This window comes from Pseudomonas sp. 478, from assembly GCF_003254125.1.
Lineage (GTDB): Bacteria > Pseudomonadota > Gammaproteobacteria > Pseudomonadales > Pseudomonadaceae > Aquipseudomonas.
Map to the genome: position 1 here is coordinate 22848 of NZ_QKZG01000016.1, position 16600 is coordinate 39447.

General features: G+C 56.8%; 14 protein-coding genes and 1 pseudogene. 9 read left to right on the forward strand and 6 right to left on the reverse strand.

Annotated features, from left to right (window positions below):
* Positions 1 to 63: 63 nt before the first annotated feature.
* The 3 genes from ycaC (at position 64) to DFS28_RS26170 (ending at position 2555) form a co-directional block, all read left to right on the forward strand.
* The gene (gene ycaC, locus DFS28_RS26160; protein WP_008032694.1) at positions 64 to 690 is read left to right on the forward strand and encodes an isochorismate family cysteine hydrolase YcaC; all 627 of its coding nucleotides are present in this window, start codon (positions 64 to 66) and stop codon (positions 688 to 690) included.
* 97 nt (positions 691 to 787) lie between these two features.
* On the forward strand, positions 788 to 1684 hold the full coding sequence (locus tag DFS28_RS26165; RefSeq protein WP_111452059.1) for a LysR family transcriptional regulator: 897 nt from the start codon (positions 788 to 790) through the stop codon (positions 1682 to 1684).
* A 58-nt stretch (positions 1685 to 1742) separates the two neighbouring features.
* Positions 1743 to 2555, forward strand: a complete 813-nt coding sequence (locus tag DFS28_RS26170) for a bifunctional 2-polyprenyl-6-hydroxyphenol methylase/3-demethylubiquinol 3-O-methyltransferase UbiG (RefSeq protein ID WP_111452060.1) — start codon at positions 1743 to 1745, stop codon at positions 2553 to 2555.
* 13 nt (positions 2556 to 2568) lie between these two features.
* Here the strand turns inward: DFS28_RS26170 and DFS28_RS26175 are convergent, their stop codons facing one another.
* Positions 2569 to 2877, reverse strand: coding sequence for an addiction module antidote protein (locus DFS28_RS26175; RefSeq protein WP_008153842.1), 309 nt, complete (start codon positions 2875 to 2877; stop codon positions 2569 to 2571).
* 191 nt (positions 2878 to 3068) lie between these two features.
* Here DFS28_RS26175 and DFS28_RS26180 point away from each other — a divergent pair, with 191 nt between their 5' ends.
* From DFS28_RS26180 to DFS28_RS26205, 6 genes and pseudogenes are all read left to right on the forward strand, one after another.
* Positions 3069 to 3737 (forward strand): ABC transporter ATP-binding protein, encoded by a 669-nt coding sequence (locus DFS28_RS26180; protein WP_111452061.1) that lies wholly within the window; start codon positions 3069 to 3071, stop codon positions 3735 to 3737.
* Between the two features lies 1 nt (position 3738).
* On the forward strand, positions 3739 to 6210 hold the full coding sequence (locus DFS28_RS26185; RefSeq protein ID WP_111452185.1) for an FtsX-like permease family protein: 2472 nt from the start codon (positions 3739 to 3741) through the stop codon (positions 6208 to 6210).
* Positions 6200 to 7264, forward strand: coding sequence for a lipocalin-like domain-containing protein (locus DFS28_RS26190; protein WP_111452062.1), 1065 nt, complete (start codon positions 6200 to 6202; stop codon positions 7262 to 7264). The genes DFS28_RS26185 and DFS28_RS26190 overlap by 11 nt, the downstream gene beginning before the upstream one ends.
* A 62-nt stretch (positions 7265 to 7326) precedes the next feature.
* Entirely contained in the window at positions 7327 to 7569 is a 243-nt protein-coding gene (locus DFS28_RS26195; RefSeq protein ID WP_111452063.1) for a hypothetical protein, read from the forward strand.
* Between the two features lie 120 nt (positions 7570 to 7689).
* Positions 7690 to 8268, forward strand: a complete 579-nt coding sequence (locus tag DFS28_RS26200) for a hypothetical protein (protein ID WP_111452064.1) — start codon at positions 7690 to 7692, stop codon at positions 8266 to 8268.
* A 274-nt stretch (positions 8269 to 8542) separates the two neighbouring features.
* A pseudogene (locus DFS28_RS26205) lies at positions 8543 to 9260 on the forward strand (VanW family protein); the annotation flags it as partial.
* Between the two features lie 183 nt (positions 9261 to 9443).
* On the opposite strand, the gene DFS28_RS26210 reads toward DFS28_RS26205, so the two are convergent.
* From DFS28_RS26210 to DFS28_RS26230, 5 genes are all read right to left on the reverse strand, one after another.
* Positions 9444 to 9941, reverse strand: coding sequence for a hypothetical protein (locus DFS28_RS26210; protein WP_111452065.1), 498 nt, complete (start codon positions 9939 to 9941; stop codon positions 9444 to 9446).
* 182 nt (positions 9942 to 10123) lie between these two features.
* Complete coding sequence (locus DFS28_RS26215; RefSeq protein ID WP_111452066.1) at positions 10124 to 10513, reverse strand: immunity 22 family protein; 390 nt, start codon at positions 10511 to 10513, stop codon at positions 10124 to 10126.
* A 369-nt stretch (positions 10514 to 10882) separates the two neighbouring features.
* On the reverse strand, positions 10883 to 11188 hold the full coding sequence (locus tag DFS28_RS26220) for a hypothetical protein (protein WP_111452067.1): 306 nt from the start codon (positions 11186 to 11188) through the stop codon (positions 10883 to 10885).
* Positions 11189 to 15847, reverse strand: a complete 4659-nt coding sequence (locus tag DFS28_RS26225; protein ID WP_111452068.1) for an RHS repeat-associated core domain-containing protein — start codon at positions 15845 to 15847, stop codon at positions 11189 to 11191.
* Positions 15847 to 16584, reverse strand: coding sequence for a DUF4123 domain-containing protein (locus DFS28_RS26230; RefSeq protein WP_111452069.1), 738 nt, complete (start codon positions 16582 to 16584; stop codon positions 15847 to 15849). The genes DFS28_RS26225 and DFS28_RS26230 overlap by 1 nt, the downstream gene beginning before the upstream one ends.
* Positions 16585 to 16600 lie beyond the last annotated feature (16 nt).

The window sequence follows — 16600 nt, forward strand, 5'->3', positions numbered from 1 at the left end:
AAAAAAAGCGCCGGCCCTGCACGTCGGCGCCGCATGTAACACCCATCCAACGAGGAGTTTCACATGAGCAACGTTCCGTACAAACGCCTGAACAAAGATGACGCCGTTGTCCTGTTGGTCGACCACCAGACGGGCCTGATCTCGCTGGTCCAGGATTTCTCGCCGAACGAATTCAAGAACAACGTACTGGCCCTGGGCGATGTGGCCAAGTTCTTCAAGCTGCCGACCATCCTGACCACCAGCTTCGAAAACGGTCCGAACGGCCCGATGGTTCCCGAGTTGAAAGAGCAGTTCCCGGACGCGCCGTACATCCCGCGTCCAGGCCAGATCAACGCCTGGGACAACGAAGATTTCGTCAAGGCCGTTAAAGCCACTGGCCGCAAGCAACTGATCATCGCCGGCGTCGTCACCGACGTTTGCGTGACGTTCCCGACGCTGTCGGCGTTGGCTGAAGGGTTTGAAGTGTTCGTCGTGACCGACGCTTCGGGTACTTTCAACGAAACCGTGCAACAAGCGGCCTGGGCGCGCATGGCGGCGGCCGGTGCTCAACTGGTGAACTGGTTCTCGGTGGCCTGCGAGCTGCAGGGCGACTGGCGCAACGACATGGAAGGCCTGGCGAACCTGCTGTCGCCGCGCATTCCGAACTATCGCAATTTGATGAACAGCTACTCGGTGCTGACGTCGAAGTAAGTCCCGCCACAATGAAAGATGCCCGCCAATGTGCGGGCATTTTTGTCTGAGACAAAAAGCGGCTATACAGTGTCTGACTGTCAATCAGAGCGTGACAATGAACCCGTTCGAAGATATGCGTATTTTTTGCCAGGTCATGGACTCCGGCAGCTTCACCGCGGCGGCCGATCAATTGGGCCTGTCCAAGCAGTTCGTCAGCCGGCGGTTGATGCAACTCGAAGAGCGTCTGGGTGTGCGGCTGCTTAATCGCTCCACGCGGCGACTGGACGTGACACCACTGGGGCAGAGTTATTACGAGTCAGCCTTGCGTCTGCTGGGCGAAGTCGAGCAAGTAGAGCAGGGCATCGCCGGCCAGACCACTGAGCCCCGCGGCACTATTCGCATAAGTGCGCCATTGTCGTTTGCGGTGGTGCGTTTGGGCTGTTTACTGCCGGTGTTTTTGCAGCGTTATCGCGATGTCACGGTGGAGGTCGATCTCAGTGATCGACCGGTGGATTTGCTCAGTGAGGGTTATGACCTGGCGCTGCGCATCGGCGTTCTGGAGGATTCGACGCTGATCGCCCGACGCATCGCCTCCATCCAACGGGTGTATTGCGCCAGCCCGGCTTACCTGGCCGAGCGCGGCACGCCGCTCAAACCCGAAGACTTGCACGCGCATGACTGCCTGCCTTACGGCCATGGTCGTCAGGTGCAATGGCGTTTCGAAGGGCAGGGCAAGCCGTTGGTGGTCAATGTCACCGGGCGGATGCGGGTGAACAATGGTGAACTGCTCAGGGACGCGGCGATCGCCGGCATGGGGATTACTTACTTGCCGACTTTCATTGTGGGTTCGGCGTTGAAGGACGGCAGGTTGGTGCCGGTGCTGGAAGCATTTCGTTCCGAGCCGCTGACGTTGTCGGCGGTCTATCCGCAGCACCGTCAAGCATCGCGACCGGTGCAGGCGTTGATCGAGTTTTTGCGTGAACGGCTGGATCAGACTGAGGGTGGGTTGTAGCGCGGTTGGTTATAGTGTCAGCACGCAATTAATGAAAGACCCCAGTCTGGAGCGCGCAATGGAAATGCCGACAAAAGAAAAAGCCATCGCCAGCAACCGCGATGCCTGGAATGACTCCGCCCGACACCACAAGGACACCCCCGAATGGCAGGCCCGTTTGACGGCGGTTGGTTGTAGTGATTTTTGCTGCTTGGACGACACCCTCCGAGGGTTACTGGAACAGGTCGGTGTCGACGGCAAAGACGTGGTGCAACTGGGCTGCAACAACGGCCGCGAATGCTTGTCGTTGTTTGCGTTGGGTGCCCGCAGCGTCACAGGCGTCGACCAGTCCGAGGCGTTCCTCGATCAGGCGCGGGAACTGGCGTCACGCTCGCCCCATGCGCCTGAGTTCATCGAGGCAGACATCCATCACTTGCCGACAGAACTTCATGGCCGCTTCGACGTGGCCCTGATTACGATCGGCGTGTTGAACTGGATGCCGGACATCGCTGAATTTTTCCGCCATGTCGCACAAACCCTCAAGCCCGGCGGCAGTCTGGTGGTGTACGAAACCCACCCCTTCCTGGAAATGTTCGACCCCGAGTCGGCCGATCCGTATCGGCCGGACAGCTCGTACTTTCGCAGCGAACCTTTTGTGCAGGACCAGCCGATCGTCTACGAAGGCAAGATCGAACAGCAGGCCTCGACGTCCTACTGGTTCGTCCACACCCTGGGCGCCATCTTCACCGGCGCCATCGAGGCGGGATTGCAGATCAGCCACTTCAAGGAGTACCCGCATTCCAATCGCGAGGAACTCTATGATCGGTATGAGCAACAGACGGTGCAGCTGCCGTTGTGTTTTACGTTGGTTGCGCTGAAGCAAGCAGTCTAAGCAGAGGAGTCTCTTAGAGCGTTGAGTGATTGACCGAATGACCCGGCTGCGCGCAGAGATCAATGCCAAGGGCGTGAATGACCTTTAAAACCGTATCGAAACGTGGTTTTGCTCCTGGTGCGAAGGCCTTGTACAGGCTTTCGCGGCCCATACCCGAATCCTTGGCTATCTGTGTCATTCCACGCGCTTTTACCACGTAGCCGATAGCGCGAAGAAACTCTTCGTTGTCGCCGTCTGCGAGCACTTGCGAAAGGTACTCGCTGATGGCTTCGTCACTGTCCAGCAGAGCCGCCATATCGAAAGTAGTCAAAGTCTGGCTCATGTTTAAACCTCCTTTGCCAAAATTCATTACTCAAATGTATCCATCTGGATACGAATGAGCAGTCAGGCAATTCCTTCGTTGTGTATGTTTTTTCCTTGAAGTGTGTGGGCTATGGGGTATCCAAACGGGTCTATTCGCGGTGCCGCTGCCGTCCGCTATCCTTGCTCCACGCACATCGAACGGTTTTCCCCATGCTTTCGGTCCAAGGCGTCTTCAAAAGCTACGCCACTCCCCAGGGCCCATTAGCGGTTCTGCAAGGTGTCGACCTCACCTTGAAACCCGGCAGCAGCCTGGCGTTGATGGGGGAGTCGGGCAGTGGCAAAAGCACTTTGCTGCACCTGATTGCCGGGCTCGACAAGGTCGATCGCGGCAGCATCCGCAGCGGCGAACATCGGCTGGAGCAGATGAGCGAAGGGCAACTGGCGAACTGGCGGCGGACCGAAATCGGCCTGGTGTTTCAGCAGTTCAACCTGATCGGCAGTTTGCGCGTGGAGGACAATCTGGCGTTCCAGGCACGACTGGCGGGGCGCCATGATTCGCGCTGGCAGGCGCATCTGGTGCAACGTCTGGGCTTGGCTGATTTGCTGCAGCGTTATCCGGAACAGCTGTCCGGTGGCCAGCAGCAACGGGTCGCGCTGGGCCGTGCCCTGGCGTCGCAGCCAAAATTGCTGCTGGCCGACGAACCGACCGGCAGCCTCGATGAAGCCACCAGCGATGAAGTCTTGAAGTTGTTGCTGGAGTTGCTCGACGACAGTCCCACCGCCTTGTTGATGGTCACCCACAGCTCGCGGGTTGCCGCGCGGCTGGCCGAAAAAGTGGTGCTCCACGGTGGTCGTCTGGCTGGCGCGGGCGAGCGCTGAAGTGCGGGTCTTTCGCGAAACGCTGCGGGCGCTGCTCAGTCATTGGCGGCAGCACCCGGTGCAGTTTTTCAGTGTGCTGACCGGGCTCTGGCTCGCCACCAGTCTGCTGACCGGCGTGCAGGCGCTGAACAGCCAGGCGCGCGAAAGCTATGCCCGGGCCAGTCAGTTGATCGGCGGCGAACCCCAGGCCAGCCTCAGTGCGCCCAGCGGCGCGACCTTCTCCCAGCAAGTGTTTGTCGACCTGCGCCGTGCGGGTTGGCCGGTGTCGCCGGTCCTGCAAGGTCGGGTGACGCTCAAGGGGCATGACGACCAGCGCTTGCAGTTGATGGGCATCGAGCCGGTGTCGCTGCCCGCCGGTTCTTCCGTGGCTGGGCAGGCGTTGCCGATTGAGCAGGTTGTCGAGTTTTTCAGCCCGCCGGGCAGTACCTGGATTTCGCCGCAGACGTTGCAGACTCTGGGTCTGCACGAGGGCGAACGTCCACCGACGTTGAGTGGTCAGGCATTGCCGCCGCTGCATGCCCAACCCGATATGGCCCCCGGTGTGTTGTTGGTGGACATCGGCTTTGCCCAGCAGATTCTCGGCTTGCCGGATCAGCTGTCACGCCTGCTGCTGCCGAAGGATTTCACCGCGACCCTGCCTGATCAATTCAAAGGACAGCTGCAGCTCAAGACCAGTGGCGAAGAGAACAATTTGTCGCGCCTCACCGAAAGCTTTCACCTGAACCTCGATGCGCTGGGTTTTCTGTCATTCGTGGTTGGCCTGTTCATCGTCCACGCCGCGATCGGCCTGGCGCTGGAACAACGCCGTGGCTTGCTCAGAACCCTGCGTGCCTGCGGCGTCAGTGCACGGTTGCTGATTGCCGGTTTGGCGGTTGAATTGGGTGGGTTGGCATTGATCGGCGGATTGGTCGGCGTCGCCAGCGGCTACCTGCTGGCCAGCGTGCTGTTGCCGGACGTCGCCGCGAGTCTGCGCGGGTTGTACGGCGCCGAAGTGGCGGGGCAGTTGAGCCTCAGTCCGTGGTGGTGGCTCAGCGGCGTCGGCCTGAGTCTGTTGGGCGCGTTGTTGGCGGGGGCCAACAGTTTGTTGCGGGCTGCGCGCCTGCCTTTACTGGCCTTGGCCGATCCGCAGGCCTGGCATCAGGCTCACGCGCGCTGGTTGCGGCGTCAGGGTTGGGTTGCCGTGATCGCCGCGGTGATCGCAGTGCTGGCCTTGATCTTTGGCGACAGCCTGAGCAGCGGCTTTGTGCTGATGGCGGTACTGTTGATCGGCGCTGCGCTGGCGTTGCCGGTGGTGCTCAACTGGGTGTTGAACCGGGTGCTGCATCGCAGTCGCTCGGTGCTCGGCCAATGGTTTCTCGCCGACTGCCGTCAACAACTGCCGGCCCTGAGCCTGGCGCTGATGGCGCTATTGTTGGCGCTGGCGGCAAACATTGGAGCGGGGAGCATGACGGCCGGTTTTCGTCAGACCTTCAGCGATTGGCTCGAACAACGCCTGACCGCCGAACTGTACGTTAATCCGCAAAATCCGGCCCAGGCCAGAGAACTGCAAACCTGGCTCAAGCAGCAACCCGAACTCACGGCGGTGCTGCCCAGCTGGCAAGTATCGATCCAGTTGCAAGGCTGGCCGGCGGACGTCTTCGGCGTGATCGATCACCCGACGTATCGCCAGCATTGGCCGCTGCTGGAAGCCTTGGGCGACAACCCTTGGGACCGACTGGCCAAGGACGACGCACTGATGCTCAGTGAGCAACTCGCCCGTCGGCTGAAGGTGCGCCTTGGCGATCACCTGACGATTCCCACACCGAACGGCGCCTGGTCACCACGGATCGTCGGCATCTACGCCGATTACGGCAATCCCAAAGGCCACATTCTGGTCAACGTCAAGCATCTGCTGCGCGGCTGGCCGCAGCTGACACCGAGCCGTTTCAACCTGCGCATCGATCCGACGTTGATCCCCGCTTTCCTGACCGCGCTGCAAACCCGCTTTACGCTGGAGGATAGCCGAATCGTCGACCAGGCCCGGCTCAAGGGTTGGTCCACGCAAGTGTTCGAACGCACCTTTGCCGCGACCGCCGCACTCAACAGCCTGACCCTCTGCGTGGCGGGCGTGGCGCTGTTCATCAGCCTGTTGACCCAAAGCCAGAGCCGCCTCGGGCAACTTGCCCCCCTATGGGCGCTCGGCGTGACTCGCCGGCAACTGATGCTGCTCAATCTCGGCCAGACCTGGTTGCTGGCGGTGCTGACCCTGGTGCTGGCGTTGCCATTGGGGATCGCGCTGGCGTGGTGCCTGGACACGGTGATCAACGTTCAGGCCTTCGGCTGGCGCTTGCCATTGCGGGTGTTTCCGCTGCAGCTGTTGCAGTTGATGGGGCTGGCGCTGTTGGCGACTTTGTTGGCGTCGGCGTGGCCGCTGTATTCGCTGTACCGCACGCAACCGGCGGATCTGCTGAGGACGTTTGCTCATGAAGATTAAGGTCGGCGTGTTGCTACTGGCATTATTGAGCGGCTGCGATAACTCGGCGCCTGTTGAGAAAGGTTTCGCGGGGCTGGGTCATCAGGCCGCCGCGTTTACGCCGGTGGTGCCCGGTCGGGTGTTCAGCTTTCCGGCGGATCACGGTCCTCATGACGGTTTTCGGATCGAATGGTGGTACGTCACCGCCAACCTCAAGGACGATCAGGGGCGCGAGTTCGGCGCGCAGTGGACGCTGTTTCGCAGCGCCTTGAAAGCGACGCCCGAAGTGGCCGGTTGGGGTAATCAAATTATCTGGCTTGGCCATGCGGCCGTGACGTCGGCGACAGTGCATCACGCCGCCGAACGTTACGCCCGTGGCGGCGTTGGTCAGGCGGGTGTGAGCCTGGCGCCGTTCAACGCGTGGATCGATGATTGGCGTTTCAGCAGTCAGAGTTCCGAGCCTATGGCGGATCTTCAACTCAGCGCCCGGGACAAGCATTTTGGCTATCAACTGCGGCTGAGTTCCACGCGTCCTTTGGTGCTTCAGGGCGACAAAGGCTTCAGTCAGAAATCCGAACAAGGGCAGGCGTCGTACTACTACAGCCAGCCGTTTTTTCAGGCCAATGGCACACTGGAAATCGACGGCAAAACCTATCAAGTCAGTGGCCCGGCCTGGCTCGACCGGGAATGGAGCAGCCAGCCCCTGACTGCCAACCAGACGGGCTGGGACTGGTTTTCCCTGCACCTGGACAGCGGCGAGCAAGTGATGCTCTACCGCATGCGGCAGAAGGACGGCGCGCCTTACCTCACCGGCACCTGGATCGACGATCAGGGCCAGACGCAGCGACTGCACGCCGCCGATATCAGCCTCACACCACAAGACACCGCCAACGTCGCCGGGCGTTCGATGCCGATACGCTGGTCGATCAAAATCCCCGACAAACACCTCGACATCACGATCAGCGCGCTCAACCCCAATGCGTGGATGGCTTTGCGCATTCCCTATTGGGAAGGGCCGGTGCAATTGAGCGGCAGCCAGGGTGGGCAGGGGTATCTGGAAATGACCGGGTATTGAGTCGGAACTCTCGGCAGAGCGATAGCCTCCTAATTCTAGAAGCCCGTTCACAGGAGCCCGCCATGAGTGAAGACCTGAAACCGCCCGACCTTGATTCGTGGCAGCGTCTGTTCGAAGACCAGGCCTACTGGCAACAATCCCCCGACGCCCACTACGCCGAACTGCTGCGAGTGGCCGACGACTTGCTGGGGCAGGGCGCCATCGACCTGGAACAATGGCAAGCCTTGAAGGCCAGGGCCGATCAGTCCCATAAAGACTCGCCTGCCGTGAACGTCGCCCAGGAGGTTGACGATCCCGAGGCTTGAGGCGTTCTCCAAGAAACTGCGAACACTCCCTGATCAGCGTCTATGCTCATCTGCGCAGAGGACGCTGGACGGTGGTTCAGCGCTCGTTGCTGCCTCCAATTCACAGGGAATGTACCGCTTATGAAACTTCACGCACTGACCAAAGCCATCACCCTTGCGACCCTGCTGTCTGCCGCCAGTCTTAGCGCCATGGCTGCGGACATCCCGCTGTCTGCCGTTGTGGAGGCGGATCAGGTCACCACCAAAGTTGTCTCGGTCGATGCTGCCAAACATCAGGTCGTCCTGGAGGGGCCGGAAGGTCGTCAGGTCCATGTGCAATTGACCGACAAGGCCAAAAACCTCGGCAAACTGAAAATCGGCGACCAAGTCGATATCAAGGTTACCCGCTCTGTCGCTGCCTACCTCGACACCGATATCGACAAAGGTCTGCCAGGCAGCGTCGAACGCGCTGGCGAAGTCCGCGCAGCCCCCGGCAGCGACAACCCGGGCGGCGAAGCCTACCGTCAGGTGCAGGTCCAACTGCAAATCACCAAAATCGACGTGAAGAACAATCGTGTAACCCTCAAAAACCCTTCCGGCCAGTCCAAGACCGTTGACGTCGTAAGGCCCGAAGTTCAAGCGAAATTGAAAGATCTGAAAGTTGGACAGAGTGTCGTTGTGACCTATACCGACATGCTGAAAGTGACCAGCAAGCACTGAAGTTGAGTATTAGCTCTATATGTTGATTGTTCTTGTACAACTTTTATGTATAAGAACAATCAGTTTTAATGGTCTAACTGGTGAGTTTGCTGGGCTGTAAAATAGTATTTGGGCCGACATTTAATCAAAAGTTGTTTCGATAAATTTCATGTTCATATACGCGGACATATTCGAAAACTTCAATTAAAATACTTCCCGTTCGCCCAGTGTCAGGGCTCTTTACCGGTGCATGGATTGCCAGGCCATTACACTGGGCGAACACCTTCTTGAAGTGCGGTACGCACATCCCCTGAACACCGCCTCCCGTTTGCCTTTCCGCTATCTCAAACACACCTCCAAATTGATCCGCAAACTCGGCAACTCCGATCTCACCCTGCAACACGACAAAGTCATCAACCTGAAACTGGCCGTTGCTTCGATCGACGGCGTCGTCATCCGTCCTGGCGAATATTTTTCATTTTGCCGCCTCGTGGGTCGGCCCACCCGCAAACGCGGTTATGTCGAAGGCATGGAGCTGTCATTTGGTGAAGCCCGCAGCGGCATCGGCGGCGGGATCTGCCAACTGAGCAACCTGATTCACTGGATGGCGATTCACTCGCCATTGGTCGTGATTGAGCGGTCGAACCACAGCTTCGATCCCTTTCGTGACGACGGGCGGGGACTGCCATTCGGCTCCGGGGCTGAGATCTTTTACAACTACATTGACCTGGGTGCTGCATAACCCGACCGATCGTTATTTTCAGGTGAAGCTCAATGTCGCCGAGCAACAGTTGGAGGGGGAGTTGTTGTGCGATCAGGCGAGAGAGTTTCGGTATCACGTTTATCAACTTAGGCATCGGTTCGTGCGAGACGGTGGGCGGGTTTTTCGGGAGAACGAGATATGGCGGGAGGTCAGGAGCAAGGGGCAGGAGAGTCAGGTGTTGAAGAGTGAGCGGCTTTATAAGAATCGGGTGGTGGTTAAGTATGAGGTTGAGGACAGTGTGTTGACTTGAAGTGCATAAAACGGGCGATCGTTAGATCATCCGTTTTTTTTGGGCGTCGGTTGGAGAATTTTTCATGGTGAAGCTCTTGAATCAACGGAACCGCAAAGCGGTATTTGCATGCCTTGATCGTGTTCGGTCTGTCAAAACTGCTCGCTGAGATTGCAGCGGCAGTATTGCAACAATATTGACGGTTCAGTTCCGGAAATACAGCTCATCCAGTTGTCGTCTCCGAATCAGCATGTATTTCTCCCAGACCTTGGGGAAGTCCTCATCCTTGGTGAATGGGAACGTCAGATAAATATGCTTGCCTGTCACGCTTATATACTGGCGCGCGCGTTTGAAGGCCGGTTGTTCGTACATCGAAATGCTTTCATCGTAACTGTCGTGGCGGTGAGAGATCGTTACACGATGCGGAGCGATCATGCCTCGCGTAAAGTCAATCACCCAGCTGTGATCCAGTCCTGTGGTCAAATAACCGTAAACGCCGTCGCTTGAAAGACGGATACACGATTTGGCCTGAGCGCCGTCGTCGTCATTCACGACGACTATCTTGTCTTTGAAGTATTGGACACTTTTTTGATTCGGTCCTTGCAAAACCAGATTCCAGCCTTCGACTGACATTCTGAATTCGCCTTGGTTTTCGAATTCGGCTATCCAGCCGTTTGAAAGGGTGATTGTGTGTTTGTTCACAGGGTGTCCTTATTGTTGAATATCCAAAGCCGCTCAGTATAAATCATCCGTTTTTTGGGGCTTTTATGAGGGCGTTCTGTTCAAAAGGGGAGAGATTTATTTTTGTTGTATTTTCGTTGGATTTCTCAGGGGCAGATTTATTTTAGAGTGCAGAAATATATCTACTCTTATTTTCTGAGAGTTTAGTCTTGGTATTCAAAACATCCGCGGTATGTAAAGAGAATATTTCTGATTTTAGTGTTGTTGGGGGTGCCCAAGAAGGAGTAGTCGTAGATTGCAACTATGGTGTCTAAAAGCGCTTCGGTCAGAGGGGTGTTTTTATTTTTCATGTCAGACGCGATGTCAAGGTCGTATGAACACCCGTCAATTGCATCAATTAGAGAATTTGTTGGCTCGATTTTATCTGCTTCGACAGTGTCATCGTCAATAAAACCAAGTGAGAAAGCCTCGCTGAACTCAGAGCCAAGATAGTCTCCGTCGTCAGAATACTCTGGGCTCATCACATCTCGAAGCGTAGACGGTTCCCAGTCGGTGTTCGCCGTCCAAATGGAAACGATTTTGTTCGAGCCCATTTTTTTGTTTCCTCAATTTTTAGTCCTGAAGGCAGAGCATCGGCGCAGCGAACAAAAGGGGACAGATTTATTTTCGTGGTTGCGTGGAAAATAAATAATTCCCCATTTTTCTTTTTTATTAATTGTTTTGGCTTAGTCGCATTGAGTAAGAATGTATACGTTGTTGTCAAACACCTTTGGAGTAATAACCTTCAGGAACTCTCAGAGTTTTTAATTCTTGAGCCAGCTCATTCAGGCTTGTAGTCTTGATATTTTCCACGGAGCTTCGAGTACGAACTCTCCGGGGATTATGATTTTTTATTTGTGTCTAGCATTTTTTTTGTGAAAGGCCAACATGAGGTGGGTTTGTTTTTGTGAGCGCTCGGGCGATCATTTTTCTAGTATGTTTAAAGCATTGGAAATTGCCTTGTTTAATTCTGTCCAGCTTTTTGCTTTTTCGCTGAAAGCTGGGTGCTCCCAGTCATAGGCTTTAATTAAAGAAACTCTAAATGTGCCGTTTTCACAGAATTCAGGGTACCAACCTATGTCAATAAGTTGATCATGTGGGAAGACGGCTTGGAATAGATCCTCCTTTAAGTCATCAATGATCATCGAAGTGTCAATAAGCTGGTTGAGATGGGAGATGTCATCAAGTGTGATTGTTCCGCCAAGCTCAATAATTTTTTTAGTGTCCATTCAGTTCTTCTTCGCTTTTGTGAGTTTTTTAAATGCTTCTTCGGAAATAGGGTGGCCGTGGATAGTGTTTGCGCTTAGTTCAACCCTCATGAAGCGTGTTTCTTTACCATCGTTGGCGCCAATAGTCTTGCCCATATCAATAACTTTCCAAGGCTTTCCGTTGTTAACATCCTGGCCATTTTTAAATGCATGCCGTTCGAGTGCTTCGATGTCTGTCCCGGGTAAATACCTTGCCGCACCTCCATTTGCCGTTGATTTAACAACATTTGGCCAGGGGGCCTTGGGGGCTACGTGTTTGTTACCGTGATTCGTCCATTGAACATCAGGTGCTCCTGATGCCCCCTCATTTACCTTGGCCTTACTCGCCGGATCTTCAACCGTTCCAGGCTTGCAACTCGCTCCCCCCGGACATTCGCTATTCAACCCCAACGGATCCACCCACCCCGTAGGGTTAGGCACGTATTGGTAGTTGTTCAACCCACCCGCAAGCTTGATCGGGTCCGGCGTCAAAAACCGCCCAGTGCCCGGATTGTAGTAGCGATGCCGGTTGTAGTGTAAGCCCGTTTCTGCATCGAAATACTGACCTTGGAAACGCAACGGGTTGTCGATTTCTGCAATGTCTAGGGTGGCGAGGTTGCCGTAGGCGCGGTACTTGGCCGACCACATGATCTCGCCGCTGTAGCCGGTGAGTTCCTGCGGGGTGCCGAGGTGGTCGAGTTGGTAGTAGAACGGCGTGGCTTTCAGTGGGCCTTCGCCATCGAGCATGGCCAGCGGGCGGAAGCTGCCGGGTTCGTAGATATAACTGCGATAGCGGTTATCGGCGCTCTCGGCGATGAGGCGTTCGCCTTGCCACAGGAACTCGGTGGTGTGGCCATCGACGGTTTTAGCGATGCGGCGGCCGAAGGCGTCGTACTGGTAGCTTGCGCTGCTACCGCCGGGCAGGCTGACGCCGATCAGACGATGTTGGCAGTCGTAACGGTACTCGGTAACGAGTTTCTGCCCGGTGCCACGGCGTTCGCGGATCAGGTTGCCGTGGGCGTCGTAGTTATAGTGACGGTCGCCCTGCATGAGCAGGCGGTTGCCTTTGACGTTGGCCAGGTTCGCGGTCGGTTGATCGCCTTGACCCAAGAGGTTGCCCGCCGGGTCGTGGGCGAAGCTTTCAGGCGTAGCTCCGCGCACGCTGATCAGGCGATCGAGCGGATCGTAATGGTAGCTGCGGTTGCCTTTGCGGCTGTCATCGATACCTGCGAGGTTGTCGTTGGCATCGTAGGCGTAGCGGCGACGGAACAGGTTGCGGTCTTGCTGGCTGACGGTGTGGGCTTGCAGACGGCCTTGTTCGTCGTACTGGTATTGGCTGTGCAGCAGGCCTTGTTGGCGCTGTTGTTCGCGACCGGCGCTGAACTGGTGCGTGGTCAGGCGCGAGCCGTTGAGGTCGATGCTGCTCAGGCGACCACCGGATTGGTGACGGTAGTCGAGTTTGCTGCCGTCGGGGAGGCGGCAATGACTCAACTGGCCCAGGTTGTTGTACTCGTAACGTAAAGTGCCCCAGCCTTGGTGTTCGGTAATCAGGCGATCCTGCAGGTCGTATTCGTAGGCGAGGGGCCAATGGCCGTCGTCGACGTTGACGAGGCGGCCGAGGGCGTCATAGCTGTAGTGAATTTCCTCACCATCGGCCAGGGTTTTCACCAGCAAGCGGCCTGCGGCATCGCGCTGGTATTCGGTGACCAACTCACTGCCGTCTTCGCCGAATTCGGTTTTCTTCAGCAGTTGGCCGTTGAGGTCGTATTCGTAGGCAGTCCGGCGACCGTCGAACCCGATTTCCTGCTGGATCAGGCCGTTGGGGTAGTAATCGAGCTGGTAGTGCTCGCCACGTTCGTTTTCGATGTCGCTGAGCAGCAGCCGCGAGTTGTCATAGCGGTAGCGAAGTTGGCTGCCATCAGGGTTGATACGACGGCTAACCAGATGCAGACCATCGGCGTATTCGTATCGGGTGATGCGGCCCAGTTCATCGCGCTCTGCTGTGACGCGGCCATAAGGGTTGTAGGAGAACGCACGAGTTGCGCCGCCGGGCAGGGTAATTTGTGCGAGGCGGTTGGCTGCGTCCCACTGGTACTGGGTGATGGCACCGTTTTCTTCCTGACGGGTGATCTGGCGGCCTAAGGCGTCGTAGCGGTACTTGCGCTGACCGCCGTCGGGCAGTTGCTCTTCAAGCAATTGGCCGAGGTTGTTCCAGCCCAGCTTGTGGCGACTGCCGTCGGGATGGCGGATCTCCAGCAGGCGACCCTGGCGGTCGTAGCTGTAATGTGTGGAGTTGCCATCCGGGTCGATCTGCTGAGTGATATCGCCCTGATCGTTGCGTTGATACTTCCAGGTCGCCTTGCCGCGACTTACTTTGCTTACGAATCCATTGCTGTATTCGTAGCCGGTAGGTTGGTCTTCCGGTGGAACAACCGCCACCATGTGACCGGTTTCGTTGTAGTGATACTCCGTGATTGCGCCAAGCGGATTCTGTTCTGCAATCAAACGACCCTTGTCATCGTAGGCCTTGAGGTTCTCAGCACCATCCGGGTCAATTTTGGCGATCAGTCGAGCCTGTTCGTCGTGGGTGTAGATCTCTTCGCTGCCGTCCGCATTGGTGACAGTAACGCTACCCTTGTCATCCCAGGCGTAGTGCGCGTCCATCTGCGAGAAGCTTGCCCAGTGATGGATGCAGCGTGCCGATTTGCCTTCTTTTTCCCATTCCCAGTAGAAACTGGCGCCACCGGCCAGTCGGCGCTCAAGAATGACGTTCTGCTCATTGTAGGCGTAGCGCTCGGCTTCGCCCGCCGCGTTTTTGGCTTCGATCAGGCGGTGCTGAGCGTCATAGCTATAGGTGACCAAGGTCTGGATGGTGCTCCAGGCATCTTCCAGATTGTCTGCCGGACTGAACTGCTGGTAATCGACGGCGACGATGTGTTTGCGGTCATAACGCAGGAGCAGGGCGCGACCGGCGCCATTGTCGACACGTTTGATCCGGCCGTGGATGTCGCGGGTGATGTGCAGGCGGTTGTTGTAGGTGTCGCTAATGGCGATCAGCGTCGCGCCTTTGCTGTTGTAGCGGAAATGATAGAACTGGGAACGGTCGTCAGCTTGAGTGAGGATCAGTTCGGAAGGATCGTCGCCGATGAAAATCGCCGCTTCGGACAAACTGTTGGTAATCGCCGGTCGTTGCATACTCGGCAATGGGAAGGTCGTAATGCGGTTTTCGTGGTCGGTCCAGACCACCTCATCACCGTTGATTTCCACCCTTTGCGCCAGAGCGTGACTCCACCCGTAGCCGAGGCCGCAATCGATTTCCGCGGCGCTGGTGCGATAGAGGCGGGTCCAGCTGAATGGCAGTAGCCCTCCGAGTTCACCATCGGTCAGGGTCAACAGTTCCTCACCCGTCACCATCGAAACCGGACAGCCATTGGTGCAGGTGCTTTTGGCGCAGGTAGCACTTTTTTCGTCAGGAGTCTTGGATTGAGCGGGTACATCGTGGTGGACTTTCGGCGTTTCTATGGTAGTCACTCGCTTCCCGTCAAAACGAACCTGCGCCACCCCTTTCTTCACCTGAGCCGTCACCCCACGAGCCGCCACCGCGGTGTATTTCGCGACGTATTCCATGAAGCCTTTGATGATTTTGAACACCGACTCCACAAAACCGGTCACGGCCTTGATGATGATTTCGCCGTACTTTTTCAAGCGCGCGGCGAGGTAGATGACACCGGTACCCTCCGCAGCAATCGTCAGCACGATAGAAATCACGATATCGATTGCGATGCCGACGACCGCCGCTGTGGTCATTTTTGCGGCGTCACCGGCCATCTTCATCGGTGGCAGGCCGGCCAGCCAGATCACGGCGCTGCGTACCATCAGGAACAGTGCGGCCTCGTCGCTGGCCAGCAGCATGGCTTTTTTCATGATGTCTGGCGCTTCTTTTGCCAGAGCTACCAGTTTTTGGGTGCCGGCACCGAGGTCTTTCGCAAACTTGCTCGGGTCTTGCAGGATATCGAGTACCAGGCTGATGCCGTCCCAGACCCCTTTGATCGCTGCCCAACCGCCTTCAAAAATGCCGTTGCCAATCGCCATGGCCGTTCCCGAGGTGGACATGTTCGACCATTGCGGTTTGAACCCTGCCCATTCCTTGCGCAGGAAACCTTCCAGTTGACCTGTCAGGCCGTCATAGGATTTGAACAGGGTATCGATCTGAGCCGGCGTCACTTCGTTATGGATACGGATTTTGTAGAACTTGCCCGGAATACCGCCCGTCCAGCTGGCTTTGCCTTGGGCGTCGAGTTTGACTTTGCTGACCGCACCGCCTTCCACCGCAACGATTTCGACTTCGATGTCACCCAGCGGAATGTCATACACCGATTCGAATTTGCTCTCGATCAGCAGCGGCCCCTTGAGTGGGCACTGGGCCACGTTCGAGGCGAAGTCGCCATCGGTCATGCTCACCGATTTACTGGTATTGCCGACCTTTATCACCCGCTCCATGCCCAGCAGGGAGGGCAGGTCTGTTGCTCGGCTGCCTTTGTCGGCGGCTTTCGCGTACCAGGTTTTGGTCTGTTCTTGATACAGCTTTAAGCTGTCCTTGAACGTGCTCAGTTGGTTATCAACAAAGGCAACGCGATCCATCAGCCTTGCTCCAGAATCAGGTGGTTTAACAGTGCTTCATTAAGTTTTTTTGGAGCATCCGGGCGGCGCACGAAACGTGCGATTTTCAGCTTCAGATTGCTCTCTGGGTAAGCGGCGTAGATGTCTGGACGTTCCTCTTCCAGCCATTGCATCAGGTTGCCAATCAGGGTTGACGGGTTCTGCTTGGCGAGGCCATCAAGCAACGCTTTCGGCACTTCCCACCAAGGCCAATCCTTCGCTGGTGGCACCACCCTCGGTCCAACCTCCAGGCTCTTGCCATTGATCAGATACCGATCAAACACCGGCAGCACCTCACCCGCGGCATCGCCGAGGCCTTCCAGAATCGGGTAGATATGCCGCCCATCCCAGAACCTGAAAAACACTTCAGTCCTATCCGGCATCCGAACCTGAGTGAGGCTACGCAGATGTTCGAACACCACGTTCGGTTCGCTGCTGGAAACGGCCAGCCACCCCCAATCGAGGGCGTCCGTTTCGGCAATCCATGACAGGAAGCTTGAGTTGGGTTTCAACTCGGTGAGGTAGGGCATCACCGGCTGCCAAGCCGCATAGGGTGTACCGCCCCAGATCGGGATCGCCTGGGTTGTGGGTTCATTTTGGTAAAGCGACTTGAGCGCTTCGGCGTCGCTGGCGGCGCTGACGATCAGGTAGAGGCGTTCACCCGGTAGCAGCGGGGTTTTGGATAACCAGACCTGTGGATTGATGTCTTCAGATGTCACAACAGCCGTCCTTGAT

Coding starts and splice junctions, on each gene's coding strand:
- DFS28_RS26180 (WP_111452061.1), top strand. CDS start 3,069: ATGCTTTCGGTCCAAGGCGTCTTCAAAAGCTACGCCACTCCCCAGGGC.
- DFS28_RS26175 (WP_008153842.1), bottom strand. CDS start 2,877: ATGAGCCAGACTTTGACTACTTTCGATATGGCGGCTCTGCTGGACAGT.
- ycaC (WP_008032694.1), top strand. CDS start 64: ATGAGCAACGTTCCGTACAAACGCCTGAACAAAGATGACGCCGTTGTC.
- DFS28_RS26225 (WP_111452068.1), bottom strand. CDS start 15,847: ATGGATCGCGTTGCCTTTGTTGATAACCAACTGAGCACGTTCAAGGAC.
- DFS28_RS26190 (WP_111452062.1), top strand. CDS start 6,200: ATGAAGATTAAGGTCGGCGTGTTGCTACTGGCATTATTGAGCGGCTGC.
- DFS28_RS26200 (WP_111452064.1), top strand. CDS start 7,690: ATGAAACTTCACGCACTGACCAAAGCCATCACCCTTGCGACCCTGCTG.
- DFS28_RS26195 (WP_111452063.1), top strand. CDS start 7,327: ATGAGTGAAGACCTGAAACCGCCCGACCTTGATTCGTGGCAGCGTCTG.
- DFS28_RS26220 (WP_111452067.1), bottom strand. CDS start 11,188: ATGGACACTAAAAAAATTATTGAGCTTGGCGGAACAATCACACTTGAT.
- DFS28_RS26215 (WP_111452066.1), bottom strand. CDS start 10,513: ATGGGCTCGAACAAAATCGTTTCCATTTGGACGGCGAACACCGACTGG.
- DFS28_RS26170 (WP_111452060.1), top strand. CDS start 1,743: ATGGAAATGCCGACAAAAGAAAAAGCCATCGCCAGCAACCGCGATGCC.
- DFS28_RS26165 (WP_111452059.1), top strand. CDS start 788: ATGAACCCGTTCGAAGATATGCGTATTTTTTGCCAGGTCATGGACTCC.